This is a genomic window from Halosolutus halophilus (assembly GCF_022869805.1).
GTDB lineage: Archaea > Halobacteriota > Halobacteria > Halobacteriales > Natrialbaceae > Halosolutus > Halosolutus halophilus.
Genome location: NZ_CP094974.1, coordinates 2,928,959 through 2,945,089 on the forward strand (window position 1 = coordinate 2,928,959; position 16,131 = coordinate 2,945,089).

General features: G+C 66.8%; 18 protein-coding genes. 7 read left to right on the forward strand and 11 right to left on the reverse strand.

The features are described from left to right. Window positions 1-198 precede the first annotated feature (198 nt). The 6 genes from MUG98_RS14330 to MUG98_RS14355 all read right to left on the reverse strand — a co-directional run bounded on the left by MUG98_RS14330 (window position 199) and on the right by MUG98_RS14355 (window position 5,835). Window positions 199-1,980 (reverse strand): M3 family oligoendopeptidase, encoded by a 1,782-nt coding sequence (locus MUG98_RS14330; protein WP_265108125.1) that lies wholly within the window; start codon window positions 1,978-1,980, stop codon window positions 199-201. Window positions 1,981-2,421: 441 nt separating this feature from the next. Next, the gene (locus MUG98_RS14335; protein ID WP_265108126.1) at window positions 2,422-3,354 is read right to left on the reverse strand and encodes a hypothetical protein; all 933 of its coding nucleotides are present in this window, start codon (window positions 3,352-3,354) and stop codon (window positions 2,422-2,424) included. 7 nt (window positions 3,355-3,361) lie between these two features. After that, window positions 3,362-3,589, reverse strand: a complete 228-nt coding sequence (locus MUG98_RS14340) for a hypothetical protein (RefSeq protein ID WP_265108127.1) — start codon at window positions 3,587-3,589, stop codon at window positions 3,362-3,364. 464 nt (window positions 3,590-4,053) lie between these two features. Then, window positions 4,054-5,247, reverse strand: a complete 1,194-nt coding sequence (locus tag MUG98_RS14345) for a threonine synthase (RefSeq protein ID WP_265108128.1) — start codon at window positions 5,245-5,247, stop codon at window positions 4,054-4,056. A gap of 190 nt (window positions 5,248-5,437) precedes the next feature. Beyond that, a complete protein-coding gene (locus MUG98_RS14350) occupies window positions 5,438-5,614 on the reverse strand; it encodes a 50S ribosomal protein L37e (protein ID WP_138781879.1) in 177 nt (58 codons plus the stop codon). Then, on the reverse strand, window positions 5,611-5,835 hold the full coding sequence (locus MUG98_RS14355) for an LSM domain-containing protein (RefSeq protein ID WP_265108129.1): 225 nt from the start codon (window positions 5,833-5,835) through the stop codon (window positions 5,611-5,613). Before MUG98_RS14355 ends, MUG98_RS14350 begins: the two co-directional genes overlap by 4 nt. Before the next feature lie 108 nt (window positions 5,836-5,943). Between MUG98_RS14355 and MUG98_RS14360 the strand changes: the two genes are divergently transcribed. Beyond that, entirely contained in the window at window positions 5,944-6,255 is a 312-nt protein-coding gene (locus MUG98_RS14360) for a hypothetical protein (RefSeq protein WP_265108130.1), read from the forward strand. A 78-nt stretch (window positions 6,256-6,333) separates the two neighbouring features. Next, window positions 6,334-7,290 (forward strand): zinc-dependent metalloprotease, encoded by a 957-nt coding sequence (locus MUG98_RS14365; protein WP_265108131.1) that lies wholly within the window; start codon window positions 6,334-6,336, stop codon window positions 7,288-7,290. A 51-nt stretch (window positions 7,291-7,341) separates the two neighbouring features. On the opposite strand, the gene MUG98_RS14370 is transcribed toward MUG98_RS14365, so the two are convergent. The 3 genes from MUG98_RS14370 to MUG98_RS14380 form a co-directional block, all read right to left on the reverse strand. Beyond that, window positions 7,342-7,557: a hypothetical protein gene (locus MUG98_RS14370; RefSeq protein ID WP_265108132.1), complete on the reverse strand. Its 216-nt coding sequence runs from the start codon at window positions 7,555-7,557 to the stop codon at window positions 7,342-7,344. Then, the gene (locus MUG98_RS14375; protein WP_265108133.1) at window positions 7,554-8,027 is read right to left on the reverse strand and encodes a nuclear transport factor 2 family protein; all 474 of its coding nucleotides are present in this window, start codon (window positions 8,025-8,027) and stop codon (window positions 7,554-7,556) included. The genes MUG98_RS14370 and MUG98_RS14375 overlap by 4 nt, the downstream gene beginning before the upstream one ends. A 79-nt stretch (window positions 8,028-8,106) precedes the next feature. Further along, a complete protein-coding gene (locus tag MUG98_RS14380; RefSeq protein ID WP_265108134.1) occupies window positions 8,107-8,658 on the reverse strand; it encodes a hypothetical protein in 552 nt (183 codons plus the stop codon). A gap of 139 nt (window positions 8,659-8,797) precedes the next feature. Here MUG98_RS14380 and MUG98_RS14385 point away from each other — a divergent pair, with 139 nt between their 5' ends. Further along, window positions 8,798-9,049, forward strand: coding sequence for a hypothetical protein (locus MUG98_RS14385; protein WP_265108135.1), 252 nt, complete (start codon window positions 8,798-8,800; stop codon window positions 9,047-9,049). Window positions 9,050-9,064: 15 nt separating this feature from the next. Here MUG98_RS14385 and MUG98_RS14390 read toward each other — a convergent pair whose 3' ends face one another. Then, entirely contained in the window at window positions 9,065-9,610 is a 546-nt protein-coding gene (locus MUG98_RS14390) for an SPW repeat domain-containing protein (RefSeq protein WP_265108136.1), read from the reverse strand. A gap of 163 nt (window positions 9,611-9,773) precedes the next feature. Here MUG98_RS14390 and MUG98_RS14395 point away from each other — a divergent pair, with 163 nt between their 5' ends. The 3 genes from MUG98_RS14395 (at window position 9,774) to MUG98_RS14405 (ending at window position 14,901) form a co-directional block, all read left to right on the forward strand. Then, a complete protein-coding gene (locus MUG98_RS14395; RefSeq protein ID WP_265108137.1) occupies window positions 9,774-12,545 on the forward strand; it encodes an AAA domain-containing protein in 2,772 nt (923 codons plus the stop codon). A 127-nt stretch (window positions 12,546-12,672) separates the two neighbouring features. Continuing rightward, window positions 12,673-13,527, forward strand: coding sequence for a phosphatase PAP2 family protein (locus MUG98_RS14400; protein WP_265108138.1), 855 nt, complete (start codon window positions 12,673-12,675; stop codon window positions 13,525-13,527). A 96-nt stretch (window positions 13,528-13,623) separates the two neighbouring features. After that, the gene (locus MUG98_RS14405; RefSeq protein ID WP_265108139.1) at window positions 13,624-14,901 is read left to right on the forward strand and encodes a lactate racemase domain-containing protein; all 1,278 of its coding nucleotides are present in this window, start codon (window positions 13,624-13,626) and stop codon (window positions 14,899-14,901) included. Between the two features lie 9 nt (window positions 14,902-14,910). On the opposite strand, the gene MUG98_RS14410 is transcribed toward MUG98_RS14405, so the two are convergent. After that, window positions 14,911-15,108: a hypothetical protein gene (locus MUG98_RS14410; RefSeq protein WP_265108140.1), complete on the reverse strand. Its 198-nt coding sequence runs from the start codon at window positions 15,106-15,108 to the stop codon at window positions 14,911-14,913. 154 nt (window positions 15,109-15,262) lie between these two features. Between MUG98_RS14410 and MUG98_RS14415 the strand changes: the two genes are divergently transcribed. Next, window positions 15,263-16,078, forward strand: coding sequence for a crotonase/enoyl-CoA hydratase family protein (locus tag MUG98_RS14415; RefSeq protein ID WP_265108141.1), 816 nt, complete (start codon window positions 15,263-15,265; stop codon window positions 16,076-16,078). Window positions 16,079-16,131: the final 53 nt, after the last annotated feature.

Below are 16,131 nucleotides of genomic sequence, written 5' to 3' on the forward strand. Positions count from 1 at the left end.
ACAGGGGGTCAGTTGCCACGCTCCTGCACCGCTTCGGTGCGGTCGAGCAACTCGCGTGCCGCAGCGAGTCCAGCCTCGATCGCGCCGACTGACAGTTCCGGGTCGCCCTCGCTGTCGATCGGCGAAACGACGTGGCGGACGACGATCGATACGTGTTCAGCAAACGCCCAGGAGAAATACTTGGTTGTGGTGGGTGACCTATACCCGCTCGAGATACTCGTCGAACGCAGTGGCCGCCCGTTCGTACGGCTCGGGAGTCGCCACCGGCGCGCCCAGACGGTCGAACAGGTCGATCGGTGGCTCCCGCCCCGTGTTCCGGAGGAACGCGTGATACGTCCCGGGGTCGAGCGTCCCGTCGCGAAGTCGATCGCGGACGACGAGCGCGCCGGTCGCACCGAGGACGTACTGGTAGCTACTGTACGGCTCGCGAAGCCCCGTTCCGAGCCAGTTTCGCCCGGCCCGGTCCCCGTAGTCGACGATCGGTCGGAACTCCGCGAGCAGTGTCGCGTACGCCTCCCGAATTCGGGCTGCGGTGAGGGCTTCCCCGGACTCGATCGCGGTTACGAGCCGGTGAGCGAACGCGGAGTGCATCGTCCCGTCGAAGAGGTTGCCGCCGATGCACTCGAGGAACCGGTTCCGAGCGTGTGCCGCGAGCGGTCCGCCGACCTCGAGACAGTGATCCACGAGCAGGAGTTCGTGGAGGATCGACGGCACCTCCGAGACCGGGGTCGGACACGTCGCGTACGGCGTCGCTCCCTCGCGGTGGAACGAGACGTTGAGGGCGTGGCCGAGTTCGTGACAGAGGAAGAACATCGTACGGACGTCCCCGCGATAGTTCGCGAGCACGAACGCGCCGTCGGCCGCCGAGGACGGACAGTACGCGGGGATGTCCGTCCGTTTGTCCTGCGTGGGGAACACGTCGATTCGGCGCTGTTCGAAGAACGATCGCGCCCGATCGACGTACTCCTCGCCGAGTGGGGCGAGCGCCGCGAGGATGTGGTCTCGCGCGTCCTCGTACGGAATCTCCGGGGCAGGCGGGTCGGCGATCGACACGTCGAGGTCCCACGGCCGAAGCGAGTCGACGTCGAGCCGATCCCGACGGCGTCGCTGTGCGCGATGGAACGGGTCGAGGGTCGATCGAATCGCCTCGAGGAGCGTTTCGTGAACCGTGCCGGGAATCGCCGGCTCGAGCCCCGACTCGGGGTAGGTCCCGCGGAGGTCGCGATCGCGAACGGACGCGTAGTTCCGAACCGCCGCGTCGGTGGCTGCGGCGGACAGTTTTTCCGCGTACGATCGGGCGTACGTCCCCTCGAAGCGATCGAACTCGGCCCAGTACGCGTCGTAGACGCGGCGGCGATAGTCCCGATCGGGATGGGACAGTTCCGACCGTCGATTCCCCGGTCGAACGGCGACGGTCTCTCCGTCCGGTCGCTCGACAGTGGGCGGGTCGAAATCGTCCGTCTTGATCGCTCGCAGGATCCGCGTCGGCGCGGAGCGTACCTCGCCGTGGTCGGCGATCACGCGTTCGACCGCGGGCTCCCGGACGTGGGCAGCCTGCTGGCGGAGGGACTCCGCGTATCGACGGTACCCCTCGAGCGAGTCGACGAGGTCGTCGAGCCGTCGATCGTCCGTCTCCCCGAGTCGACGGCGGACGGCTGCGACGGTCGGTTCGAACGCGGATTCGAGGTCGCGGACACGACGCTGCCGCGTCGCTGCGGCGTCGGATTCGGTGTCGACGTTCGCACTGAGCATCGCGTACAGTTCGAGTCGCTGTTTTCGTCGGTGGCACTCCGCCGTCAGTTCGAGCAGCCCGCGGAGGTCGTCGACCGAGCGGAGTTCCTCGGCCGATCGGGACTCCAGCGCGGCGAGTCGCTCTCGCAGCGTCGCTTCGGCGTCGTCCCACTCGGCAGGCGTCGCGAAGATGTGCGTCAGGTCGAATCGGTACTGTTCGTCGATGTCGTCTCGTGACGGTAGACTCATACGTTGCTGGTCGCTGTCGGCGTGTCGGTCGAACGCGATACGGCAGCCTGACTGGTCGAAACGCGCGCCAGTCGGGAGAGAAATTAGTTGGTCATCGGACGCCTACCGTAGACCAGCTATCGCGCGTCCGTTACAAAAATGCATCGGTCGGCTAACGTGTTCGACGGGGACGAACCCGCACCGCCGAAGTAGCGCTCGAGCGGGAGTCCATTCCCATCCACCGACTGCAGGGCCGAGTCGGCCCTGCGATCGGTTCGACCACGCAGATCAGGCTCGGGTGGACACGACTCACCACGCTCGATGCACTTTCTCCACTAGTCGCGGTATCGTACTCCGCAGGACTGATACCACGTAGCGCGAACGCGGTAACGGCGTCGACGATCGCTTCCGGACGCTCGAACAGCAGCCGCAACGATTCCCGACGATTTGACGCGCAGAAGGTCACTGGGGCTCGTCTTCCCGGCCATCTCCCGGGTCCCCGGTCGACCCCTCTATCGAGTTACGCCACAGGGTCATGTCCGCCGCGTGCGCCTCGAGAGCATCGACGTCCTCCTCCAGGGATTCGATCGATGAGCGTAACCCGTCGTCGAGATTTTCGAGGTCCGACTGGACGGCCGACAGTTCCGATTTCGTTTCCTTTCGGAGCAGCGTGATCGCCTCCTCCATCGTGGAATTGACCTCACCGATTCCGGTTTCGAGGGCGGCCGTTCGTTCGTCGATTCGGTCCTCGAGGGTATCGATACGAGCCTCCAACGTTTCGATATCCTGTATCCGGGACGCCAGGGCGGTGGTTCGCGTGTCCAGATTCTTCTCGATGTGCTGGACCCGTCGGGCGACGTCGTCATCGACTCGTTCCGCCGAGACCTCGGCCGGTTCCCCGCTCCCGGCGACGTCGTCGGAGGAGTCGCGGGCCGCGGAGCGTTCCGAACGTCCGCTGCGTGTCGACTCCTCGACGCTCGCGAGGCGATCGGCGAACGCAGCGATCGCGGCTTCGAGGTCGTCGATTCGGGATTCGAGGGTCGCATCCGTCGACTCGTCGGAGTCGACCGCCGTTCGGAGCGTCGCCAGTTCGTCGCGGGTCGAGTCGAGCTCGGATCGAAGATCCTCGAGGGCTGCCCCGATGTCGCCTTCCGATTCCGCATCGACGTCGGTCGATAATTGCTCCACCTTCGACTCGAGGTCCGCGATCCGCTCGCGTTCCACACTCCGGGTGCCGGACTCCTGTTCGAGTGCCCGTTTGAGAGCTTCCGTTCGCGCCCCGCCCTGGTCCGATCTGAGGGCGTCGAGTAGCTCGTCGAGGACGTCGTCTACCGACCGGTCGAACGGTTCCTCGGAGGAGCTCGATGACCGTCTGCGACTGTCGTGTTTCTCCATGCCACTGTTAGCGACGGGACGCTTCCTCGAACGAACGGTCGGCATCGTCCCGGAGAGCCGCCGTACCGACGCGAGAGACGCCGGCCCCCTCGTACAGCGGGTCGGGATCGAGCGGATCACCACCTCTCGCTTGAGTACCCTCAGCGACGATTTTTGTGGCAGGTTCGTCCCAGCACTCCGCTTCGTCGTTCGTTCTGTAGGTGTCGGTTTGCACGGGTAATTCGACACGAGACATACCCGTTAAACGGTGGCGTCCGTTCATCACCGTTTAATTTCTGGCCAGTCGTAAGAGCTGTGAAATCACCCACCAGATCGGTTGTCTGGCGGCATCAGACGCCATAAATTATGTATTCAGAACAATCATTTGGTTTTAAATAAAGGAGGTGGGAATTGCTACCGATGTCCGAATCAGATCAGTCCCAGGACGAACAGGAATCAGATGCAACGATCGAGGGACTGGTCGCCCGGATCAACCGGCTGGTCACTCGAAGTTGACCGCGGGCGGACCGAAACGAAACAACGGATTTTGACCGACCGGAATCCGAGATACCACACCAACGGGAAATTTCGCCGCGGTCGAACCTGCTGATGGCCGATCCCGGACGAATTACGGACTGGCGTGGGACCTCGGTCGCCCGTACTCACCATCGGCCCGTAATCGAAACGAGAGGACGAGAACGATTCTCTGACGCCCCGACGCTAGACACCCTGGCTCATCAGGTGACTCCGCAGGACGTCGGCCTCCTTGTTTCCGGTGCCAGTGTTGAGTACGACGATCGTCTCGTCACCGTCGAACGCGCCGCGATCGGCGAGTTCTCGGGCTCCGCTGACCGCCGCGGCACAGGTCGGGGCCATCTCCAGTCCCTCCTGCTGGGCGACCTGGACCGCGGCCTCGAGGATGTCCGGGTCGTCCGTCGCCACCGCACCACCGTCGCTCTCGCGAAGCGCCTCGAGGATCCACGGGCTCGCGCCGGGGTCCGGAATCTCGATCCCGCCGCAGATGGTGTCCGGGTTCTCCACGGGGACGTGTTCGTCGCGATCGGTCTCGAAGGCCTCGACGATCGGCGCACAGCCGGCGGCCTGGGTCGCGTAGAAGGCGGGGAACGCGTCGGTCAGCCCGAGATCGCGGAACTCCCGGGCGGCCTTGTACATCCCCACGAGGCCGACGCCGCCGCCGGTGGGATAACAGATCGCGTCGGGCACCTCCCAGTCGAGTTGCTCGACGATTTCGTAGTACATCGTCTTCTTGCCCTCGTGGCGGTAGGGCGTGACGAACGTCTGGAGCGGGTACCAGTCGTCGTGCTCCTCGAGGGCCTCCTCGAACGCCGCGGCGGCGTCGCCGATCCGCCCGCCGACGACGGTCATGTCGCCGCCGTGGACGTTGACCATCGCCTTGTTCGTAAAGCCCGATCGGGCCGGCAGGTAGACGTGCGAGTCGAGGCCGGCCCGGCCGGCGTAGGCCGCGGCCGCCTGCCCCGCGTTCCCCGCGGAGGCGAGTGCGACGTCGGACGCACCGTGTTGCCGGGCGGCCGTCACGGCCACCGTCTGGCCGCGGTCCTTGAACGTGCCCGTCGGGTTCCGGCCCTCGTCTTTGAGCAGGACCTGACCGACGCCGAGTTCCTCGGCCAGTTTCGGACAGTCGACCAGCGGCGTCGCCCCCTCGTCCATCGTCACCGCCGATTCGCGGGTGAACGGCAGCAACTCGGCGTAGCGCCACAGCGAGTCGAACGGCCGCGACGCGAGCGTCTCTCGATCGAGGTCGATCGCGTCGTAGTCGTAGGCCGGATCGAGGATGCCGTCACAGTCCGGACACCGGTGTGCGGTCTCGGCGGCGTCGAACGCACGCCCGCAGTCACGACACTCGAGGCCGGTGAAGGCGGCTGTCGTCTCCATACGCGAGTGTTCGCGGCCCGAGACTAATGGCTGTCCATCGCGGATTCGGCAGCGAAGTCGCGGCCAGTACGGGCGTCAATGGTGAAGTCGCAGCCAGTACGGGTGCCGATCGACGTCCGGCCAGCGAACGACGGGCCGCAGTCGCGCCGCTCGGGAGTCGACGGCAGTGAGAGAAGATGGGGTCGATCGCTCAGTTGTCGCCGGCCTTCGACTGCCACTCGTAGTCGCGGCGTTTGGCGGACTTGCCGAAGCCACACGACGAGCAGACCTTCTTCTTGGTGTGGTAGGATTTCTCTCCGCAGCGACGACACTTGGTGTGGGTCGTCTTGTTCTTCTTTCCTTGGCTCGGGGTTCCTGCACCAGTCATGGAGTGATCGAGACGACGTTATCGCCGCGTATAATCGTTGTGTCTTCGACCGGCGCTTCCTCCACACCGCCCTCGATCGGAATCGTCACGTCTTCCAGTACGAGGTTCATGTGCTGGTCGTAGCCGGCCAGATCGCCGACGTACTCGTCGCCACTCTTGAGACGTACCGAGACGCGTTCGCCGAGCGACGCCTCGAGGACGTCCAGCGGTCGTCCACTCATACGAAAGACCGCAGTTGATGGACACTTAATCGTACCGGTCCAGCGGTCGGATTGCAGTCATCTACAGCCAACCAAACGGCTAAGTATGCACTCGTTGACTCCCCGGATATGGGCGACAGGAAATTCACGTTCATCGAGTTGCATCTAGACGGCGACACCCAATTCGGCCCAAAGGCCATCGACAGCGCACTGCCGATCGGCGGGACCGAGACGGACGAGGAACTCGAATCGGAGACGGAGACCGACGAGGACGAGGCCGCCGCGGCCGACGACGAATCCGGAGGCAGGGGCGCTATCGGTGCGGTTATCGCGCTCGTCGTCCTGATCGGGATCGGCGTCGCCGCCAAGAAGTTTGCCGGCGACGACGAGGACGAGCACGAGTACGAACGCGAGGAAGAACCGGACGTGATCGTCAACTAATACTGCCGATCGAACGTTTTTGTCCGGCAGTGTAAACCGAGCCGAACGCTTTTGCGTCCGCCTCCCGTACCCGTATTCGTGAATCTCTATCGCAGCGCCCGGGCCGTTGCCGGGGCGTCCGGCGACGACGCGATCGACTGGCGGTCGGCCGCCGACGCGGCCAAGGCGGCGACGGAACCCGGCTCGCTCGACCTCGAGTCGGGCGAGCGCGAGGCCTACGGTCGCGACGTCCGTGACGCCCGCGCCGCGGTCCGATCGATCGCCGGCGTCGACTTCGACGTCCCCGACACCGTCGAGATCCAGAACCGCCACCACTGGATCGACGCCAACGTCGCGACGTTCGAGCGCGTGATGGGGACGCTCGAGACCCACACCGAGACGTTCCCCGGCGTCGCACGGACGATCAACACCGGGACGATGACCGTCCTGCTCTCCTTTCTCGGGCGGAACGTCCTCGGCCAGTACGATCCGCTCTTGCTCGCCGAGTCGCCGACCAACGAGCACGCCCTCTACTTCGTCCGACCGAACATCCTCAAGGTCGCCGACATGCTGGAGGTCGACTACGATCGGTTCCGGCGCTGGATCGCCTTCCACGAGGTGACCCACGCCGCCGAGTTCGGGGCCGCCCCGTGGCTCTCGACGCACCTCGAAAACCGGATGGAGGACGGGATCTCGGCGCTGTCGGACGGCTCGTTCGACAGGGAGGCGTTTCGGGACCTCGACACGGCGATGACCGTCGTCGAGGGCTACGCGGAACTCCTGATGGACCACGCCTTCGACGACGAGTACGAGGACCTGCGCCGGAAACTCGACGCGCGCCGGCAGGGCCGCGGGCCGCTCCAGAAACTGTTCCGGCGGCTGCTCGGCCTCGGCCTCAAACAGCGCCAGTACGAACGCGGGAAGAACTTCTTCGAACACGTCGTCGCGGTCCGCGACCTCGAGACGGCGAGTCTGGTCTGGGAGCACCCGGACAACCTCCCGACGCACGACGAACTCGACACGCCGGGGCTGTGGCTCCAGCGCGTCGAACGGTGAGCCTCGCGTGCCGAGCGGCGGTCGCCCGTCTCGCGACCGTCGCGTCCGCAGTCACGAGACGATCCGGTACAGATACCACGTCAACGCACTGCCGACGAGGAGCCCACCCAGCACGGCGCCCGCGACGACCACGAGCGACGCACCACCCTGTAACGCGATCGTTCCGCCCGAGAGTCCGACGAGCAGGACGAACCCGATCGCGAGTCGCGTCGACGCCGACGTCAGCGCGGTCGGTGTCGAGGGGTCACGACCCGGACTGCGCCTCATAGTTCGTGCGGGGCACTGACGTGCATCGAGGCGAACAGCCAGTCGGGGCGATCGTGCTCGTGGTCGCGATCGGCGTCCCCGGTGGCTGCAGTCGCCGTGCTCGACTCGCCGGTATCGACCGGGTTCCTTCCGCGCTCTCCGTTCTGCCCGACCAGCGTCCCGCTCCAGCGCGTCTCGAAGCGGTAGTCCTCGTCGCTCGCCGTATCGGTCCAGGCCATCGTGACCTCGTCGGCGAACGTGGCGTACCCGCCGCGGTTCTCGACGACGAGATTCGAACTCTCGACGGTCCAGCCGTCGGTCGTCTCGGTCTGTGCGTGGAGGGCCTCGCGGACCTCGTCGAACCCGAACAGGGCCTCGCTGATGCCGAACTTGACCGTCGACTCGTGCTCGAGAAAGTACGGTGATAGCGGGTCACCCCGACGGAGCGCCGCGTAGTAGTCTCGGACGACGGCTTCGGCAGTGTCACTCATCTCTATCGTTGGTGTCGGAGTCCGCTCCCAAAGGCCCACCGGAGGCAAACGCAGGGCGATCGTCCCCCTGCGAGCGCCCTCACATGAAACCCCGATCGACCTCGTCGGTCTCGATGAGATCCTCGAGTTCCGCATCGAGTAGTTCGTCGGCCTCCTCGAACCGATCGGCGAGGTCGTCGAGTTCGCCCGGGCGATCGTACTGGTCGTACTCCATCGGGCCGAACGCCGGACTCTCGAGGGCCTCCATCACGTCGTCGAAGAGGTCCTGCGGTCGGGTGGGCGCGTCCGAGTGCGTCTCGAGAACCGTCTCGAGTCGCTTCGAGACGGTCTCGGCGTGGCTCTCGTCCTCGGGGGGCGACTGGACGGCGAACCGCCCGCCAGAATCCTCCCGGGGCATGAACGACCCGATCTCGTCGTCGAGTTTCCGGGCGACTTGCGTGCCAACGCCACGAACCTCGAAGGGGTTCTTCGCGTAGGTCTTCAGGAAGAAGACGCCAGCGCGGGGGTGCGCGAGGTACATGTCTTCGCCGACGCCTCCGGCCCGGTCACCGGCGACTGCCCGCCAGTCGTCGGGGTCGGCATCCCGCTCGGTGACGTCTTCGAGGATGTCCTGCCACTCGCGAATCCGCATAGGTGACCGTTGTGACGCGGACGGAAAGAACGTATCGGTTGGAACGAATTCGAACACGCCGAACGTGGTCACCGGACCCACGCCGAACCAAAAGGAATACGGTGGTGCTCTCGACAGACCGTGTAACCGACACTTGACTATGTCAACACGTCGTATTTCCTCGATCGTCTCACTGTTTCGCGCCGATCCGGCGACGAGTTCTCTGCTCCTGTTCGCTCCGCTGACGCTGGCCGCCGGGCAACTCCTCAACAGCTACGTCAACGGCGTTTCGCCGGTCGTCTCGCTCGCCTTCGCCGTCACGATGGTGGCGTTTGCCGTCGCCGCGACGGGGCATCACGCCGCCGAACAGCACCTTCGGACCCTCGAGTCGGAGTTCGGATCCGCCAACTGACCGGCCGCGATCGGCTCAGGGCGGCTCTGCCTCGGGTTCGGTTGCGACCGCTCTGGCCTCACGCGCGTCGTAGGCGTTGTAGCCGGCCAGTCCCGCGATGAGCAGCCCGGTGACGAGCGTGCTCCAGAACGGACCCGTGGTCATCCCGAACAGTGCAGGTGCGACGATCAGCCAGATCCCCAGCAGTGCGACCAGCACGGCGATACCGACGCTGAGCGGCACGTCGTTGTTGAGACGGTAGTAATTGTAACCGGCGGCGAGGAAGACGACGGCACCGACGAGGACGTTGTTCCACAGCGTCGCCGCCGCGACGTCGTAGACGAGTACCGACAGGGCGACCCACGCGCCGAGGACGGCGACGATCAGGCTGACCATCGACGTCTTGCGCCGTCGCTCTTCGTTCGCGATCTGCGTCGACTCGTCACGGTGATCGCGTCCCGGATCGTCACGATCGCCGACGCCAGTGCCCGAGTCGACGTCGGTCCCCGTTTTCTTCTCCCGGTCGTCCGTCACGTCGGGAGGCGAATCCGTCCGTCGATCGTCGCGATTCGAGTCACTCATGCACCGGCGCTACGCCGCGTGCTCTCAAAAGCCGTATCGACCGTTGCAGCGCTGGATACCGAACCGTGATCCGTAATCATGGGTTACTCCGAATCGATCGTCGGGAGCCGCGTCCCACCGACGACCGATAGCGTTTTTGACTGCTCGCCCGTGACGAATAGCCGTGTACGTACGCGGAACCGTCGCCGGCGAAGTCGAGGTTCGATCGGTGTCGACGCAGTACGGCGAGAGCGAACTCGCCGAGGTCCCGCTGCTCGTCGACGCGGACGACGCCACGACGACCGATCGAGCGGCGACGCGGGGCCCACCCGACGACGGGCACGACGCCACGACGGTCACCCTCTGGAACAAGTGGACCGAATCCGCCGAGTTGCTCGAACCGGGGATGGAACTGCTGGTGACCGACGCCAAAGAAGAGGTGTACAGGGGCGAGACCCAGTACGCGACGACGGGGGACTCATACGTCGTCGTCGAGCCGAGTTTCCTCGTCAACGTCACGGCGATCCGCAACTGGGTCGAGTGTCCCCGCCTCTACTATCTGAACAAGCTGTCGGGAGTTCCGCTGAACTACCCCGTCGTGAAAGGGACGATCGTCCACGAGGTGTTCGGCGATCTGCTCCGGGGGCGCGATCTCGAGGAGTCGATCGACGCGCGGGTCGCTGAACACGGACTCGATCTCGGACTGCTCGGCGAGTCGTCCGAGGCCGTCGCCGAGGAGGTCAGGGAGAACGCCGCCGCGATCGAGGGCTGGCTCGAACAGGGGCGGCTCACGGAGGAGGACGACTGGCGCTCGGAACAGTTGCTCATCAGCGAAACGTTCGGCATCCGCGGCCGGGCCGACGCCGTCCGGCGGGGTGCGCCGGTCGAACTCAAGACGGGCAAGAATCTGAAGAAAGATCCCCGGTTCAAGGACAAGGTGCAGGCGGCCTGCTACGCGCTCTTGCTCGAGGAGAACGGCGGCGACGTCGACACCGGGACGCTGCTCTACACGAAGAACTCGGCGCTCGATCGCAACGAGGAGACCGGCGACCTCACGCCGGCCAAGGAGTTCTCGATGGGCGACGGCCTCCTGAAGTTCGTCGTTCGCCTGCGCAACGAACTCGCGGCGATGGAGGTCAAAGGCGACGTTCCGACCGGCTACGAGGGCGACGCGAAGTGCGAGTACTGTTTCGAACAGGACACCTGCATGGTCGTCTCTGGTCGGCTCGACCAGGAGTCGAAGGCCGGCCAGATCGGCCAGCCGTTGCCCGCGGAGGAGCGCGAGTACTTCCAGCGGTTCTATCGCGCGATCGAGGAGGAGCGCCGCGAGGTCCACCACGAGTACGCCAAACTGTGGGAGCAGGACGCCCAGGAGCGGGCCGACGACGATCGCGCGCTGATCGACCTCGCGTTCGTCGAGAAACGCGAACTCGAGGGCGGGCGGTGGGAACTCCGGGCCCGCCGGGAGGGCGGTGCGACCTCGAAGCTCCGCGAGGGCGACCTCGTGCTGGCGAGCGACGGCCACCCGGTGCGCGGCCAGTCGGAACTGGCGCGCATCGAACGTTTAGACGAGGGGGAGGTCGTCCTGAGTGCCGACGAGGCCGTCGAGGTCACGCGCCTCGACGTCTACCCCTCCGAACTGACCACGGACCGGTTGCTCGTCGCGCTCCACGACTGCCTCCTGAAGGGCGACGAACGGCGCAAGGACGTCCTGTTCGGGCGGGCCGACCCCGAGTTCGAGGCGTGCGTTGCGTCGGAGACGCAACGAAACGAAGCCGGTGAAACCGGCGACGTCAACGAGACGTTCATCGACAACAACGACGCGCAGAACGAGGCCGTGACGAAGGCGGTGGGCGCGCGCGACTGCGCGCTGATCCACGGCCCGCCGGGCACCGGGAAGACGTACACGATCGCTCGCGCCATCCGCGCGATGGTCGAGCGCGGGGAGCGCGTCCTGCTGTCGGCCTTTACGAACCGCGCGGTCGACAACGCGCTCGAGGCGCTGCTCGAGCAGTCGGGAGACGTGATCGATCGGGACCGGATCGTCCGCGTCGGCTCCGAGAGCGGCGTTCGCGACGACATGGAGCCCTACCGACTCGAGCAGGCGGGCGATCCCGAGAAACGAGTGGCCAGACTCCGGGACGCCCAGGTCGTCGCGGCGACGACCGCGACCTGTGGATCGCGCGTGATGAAAGAGCAGGCCTTCGACGTCGCGCTGGTCGACGAGGCCGGACAACTTACCGAACCCGGGACGTACGCCGCGATCAACCTCGCCGATCGGTTCGTACTCGTCGGCGACCACGAACAGTTACCGCCCGTCGTGCGGGCCGAGAACGATCTGACCGAATCGCTGTTCGAACGCCTCGTCGACCTGCATCCCGACGCCGGCGTGATGCTCGATCGCCAGTACCGGATGAACCAGCGCATCCAGGCGTTCGCGTCGACGGAGTTCTACGACGGGGACCTCCGCCCGGCCGAACCCGAAGTGGCCGGTCGCACGCTCGACGACCTCGAAGGCGTCTCCCGCGACGCGCTCCCCGAGCGCCTGCGGGACCCCGTCGCGTTCGTCGACGTCGAGGGTGATCGTAGCCGGTACACCGACAGCGAGGAAGCCGCCCGCATCGCCGAGGTGATCGAGAACTACGAGGCCGCCGGCCTCGATCGATCGTCGATCGGCGTCATCGCCCCCTTCCGGGCGCAGGTCTCGGAAATCTCGAGTCAGGTGCCCGCGGACGTCGCGGTCGACACCGTCGATCGGTTCCAGGGGTCGAGCGAGGAGGTGATCGTCGTCTCCTTTACCGCGACCGGATCGCTCGAGGGGCCGATCTTCGAGGACTACCGTCGGATCAACGTCGCGCTAACCCGCCCCAAGCGCGCGCTGGTCCTCGTCGGAGATTCGCGGGCGCTCGCGTCCGATCCCGTCTACGAGCGGATGCTCGAGTGGGCCGGGCGGTGATCGATCGGGTCGGGCAGGCAACGATCGACGGGGAGCGTCTCCGACGCGAGCGCAGGACGAAGCCGATCGGCCGGAATCGGCGATCGACCGATACGTTTTCCTTCCGGACGTGGCATTCCCGGTCGTAATGCGATTCGAGGAGGAGAGCGCCGCGATCCGGGAGGCGTTTCCCGAGGCGTACGTCGACCTCGCCGTCGTCGTCACGGAGTTCGGCGGCGCGGCGGTCCTGATGATCGTCCTCGCCGTACTGTACTGGCTCACGCGCCGCCGCGAGACGGCGCTCGTCGTCAGCTACGCGGTGGCCGGCGTCGGCTTCATCCTCGTCCTCAAGACGCTCATCGGGCTCCCGCGACCGCCCGAAGACGTCTACCTGATCGCCTACGACGGCGACCCGTACGGCTTTCCCAGCGGCCACGCGTTCGCCGCCGCCCTCGTCTACGGAGGCTTGCTGCTCGCCTTCGATCGGTCCCGGGACCCCGTCGCGGTCGCCGCCGCGGGCGTCGTGATCGCGCTCGTCTCGCTCTCGCGGGTCGTCCTCGGCGTTCACTACCTCGGTGACGTGATCGTCGGTGCGCTGGTCGGCCTCGGCTTTCTGCTCGCCGTCCACGGGTTCGTCGACGGTGATCCTCGCCGGGGGTTCGCGCTCGGCGCGCTCCTCGGGATTCCGGCCGTCCTCATCACCAACGGCGACCCCGACGCCCTGGTCGCGCTCGGCGGGAGTCTCGGCGGCGTGGTCGCGTCGACGCGCCTCGAGTCCCTGCCCGCCCTTCGATCGCGCCTGGAAGGCGGCGTCCTCGTCACCGTCGGCGGCGCGGCAATCGGCGTCGGCGTCGCCATCGAGTCGATCGTCGGGACGCTCTTCTCGACCGTGGTCGCCCCCGCAGCGATCGTGGCCGTCAACGCCGTGCTCTTCGTCGCCATCCTCCTGGTGCCCGCCGCGGTCGGCCGCCTCGCGATCGGCTCCCTCGCCTCCTCGCGCTGACCGATCGGCGTACGGCGTGGCGTCCCCGATCCGCTTCGACCCGGCCGGTCGATCGCCGAGGGCGGTGCTTTTTTTCGTGGCCGGCGAATCTCGCCCATGGAACTCCCCCTTGGGGACGGGACGATCGATCCCCGACTGGATCGCTGTGACGTGACGATCGCCCGACCGGCGGGCGGCGAGACCGTCGACGTCCGGGCGGCAGCCGAACGGGCACTTGACGACCCGCTCGGCCCGCCGCTCGCCGATCGCGTCGATCCGGACGACGAGATCGCGATCGTCGTCACCGACGTCACGCGCAAAGCCCCGGACGACGTGTTACTGGACGTCTTGCTCGATCGACTGGCGGAGATCGGCGTCGCCCGCGAGCAGGTCAGGGTCGTGATCGGCCTGGGACTCCACCGGCCGATGACCGACGCGGAGATCGAGGCGATGCTCGGACCCCACGCCGATCTGGCGGTAAACCACGACCCCGAGTCGGTGGTCGAGGTTGGAACCGTCAGCGAGGCGCCACGCGCCTCGGAAGTGGCGAGCGGCGAAGCCGCGAGCGACGCCGACGTCCCCGTCGAGATCGGCGAATCGGTCGCGAACGCGGATTCGGTGCTCTCGACCGGGGTCGTCGAACCCCACCAGTACGCCGGCTTCAGCGGCGGCGCGAAGACCGTCGTCATCGGCGCGGGCAGCGAATCGCTGATCCGGTACACGCACGGCCCCGAGATGCTGGCCCGCGACGGCGTTCGCCTCGGGCGTGTGGAGGGCAACCCGTTCCGGGAGACGGTCGACGAGGCGGGCGACCTCGCCGGCGTCGACCTCTCGCTCAACCTCACCCACGGCCCCGCGGGCGTGCTCGGCGTCCGCGCCGGCGACGGGCGACGGGTCGTGTCTGAACTCGCGTCGATCGCCCGCGACGCGCTGTCGGTCCCGATCGATCGCGAGTTCGACGCCGTCGTCTGCGGCGTCGGCGCGCCCAAGGACGCGAACCTCTACCAGGCGACGCGGGGCGCGACCTACGTCGCGCTGGGCGATCGGAACCCGCTCCGCGACGGCGGGCGACTGGTCGTTCCGGCCGCGCTTCCCGAAGGGGCCGGCGACGGGACGGGAGAGCGGCGGTTCGCCCGGCGACTGCGCGAGGCCGACGACGCCGAATCGCTGTACGAGACGATGCGGGAGGGGTACGAACCCGGCGCGCAACGAGCGTTCGTCGTGGCCCGCGTGCTCCGCGACCACGACCTCTACGTGACCAACAGCGACGCACCGGCGATCGTCGAGGCGTGTCTCATGCACGCCGCCGACGACGTGTCGGACGCGATCGAACCGGGCAGCGAGGTGCTCGTCGTGCCGGACGCGCTGAACACGCTGCTCGTCGACGCGAACTGACGGACGTCATTACGCCGAGGAGTAGTCCACCTTACCCTCGTCCTCGCTCATCCGCACCCAGTAGACCCGGGTGTACGGCAGGTGGATGAAGCTCTCGTCCTCGAGTTTGATCCGGAGTCCCTGTACCTTTCCGGAGTCGGTAATGTTCTCGGCGTCGACCGTCTTCTCGGCCGTTCCGTCCGGCCTCTCGTATGCGATCGTCGCCATACCGCTAGCGATCCTCCCACGTCAATAAGTGGCAGGCACGCGCATTCGGGCACCGTAGTCCGTTTTCGTCGTGAGAGGAGACGAGCGACCGGCGTCGGTGGATCGTCCCGATCGCGGCCGAGGCTATATCCGACGGGCGACGGTGACTGGGCGTATGGTCACCTACGATCGAGACGGGCCAGTCGCGGTGATTTCCATCGATCGGCCCGGGGCGAAACACGCGATCGATCGCGAGACGGCAGTCGAACTCGGCGACGCCTGGCGGCGGTTCGACGACGACGAGGACGCCCTCGTCGGCGTGTTGACCGGGGACGAGGGGACGTTCTCGGCCGGGGCCGACCTGAAGCAGATGGACCTCGAGGACGGGGACGACGGCTGGCTCGGCTTCACCCGGTTACGAGTCGGAAAACCGACGATCGCCGCCGTCGAGGGCCACTGCGTCGCCGGCGGCCTCGAGATGGCGCTGTGGTGTGACCTCCGGGTCGCCGGCGAGGGGGCGACGTTCGGCTGTTTCGAGCGGCGGTTCGGCGTCCCGCTGGTCGACGGCGGGACGCAGCGACTGCCGCGGATCGTCGGCCAGGGACGGGCCCTCGAGATGATCCTCACCGGCCGGCCCGTCGACGCGGGCGAGGCGCGGGAGTGGGGCCTGGTCAACCGGGTCGTCGACGACGGCGCGGCCCTCGAGACGGCGATCGAACTGGGGAAGACGATCGCGGAGTTCCCCCAGACGACCGTGCGAACGGACCGGGCGGCGCTGTACGAGGGACTCGGTGAACCGATCGAGAAGGGGTTACAGATCGAAGCCTGGCACGGCCGCCGCGCGCTGGAAACGGCGTTCGAGGGTGCCGATCGGTTCGCCGCCGGCGAGGGACGACACGGCGAGGGGATCGACGACCCCGCCGATCGGCAGGGCAAACGGAGTGACGACCCCGCCGATCCTGTCGATCGGCGGGGAGGGGACGACGGGTAGCTCACGGCATCGGCCCGGCGGGGATTTACCGCCGCCGGCGTGGTGGGATCTGT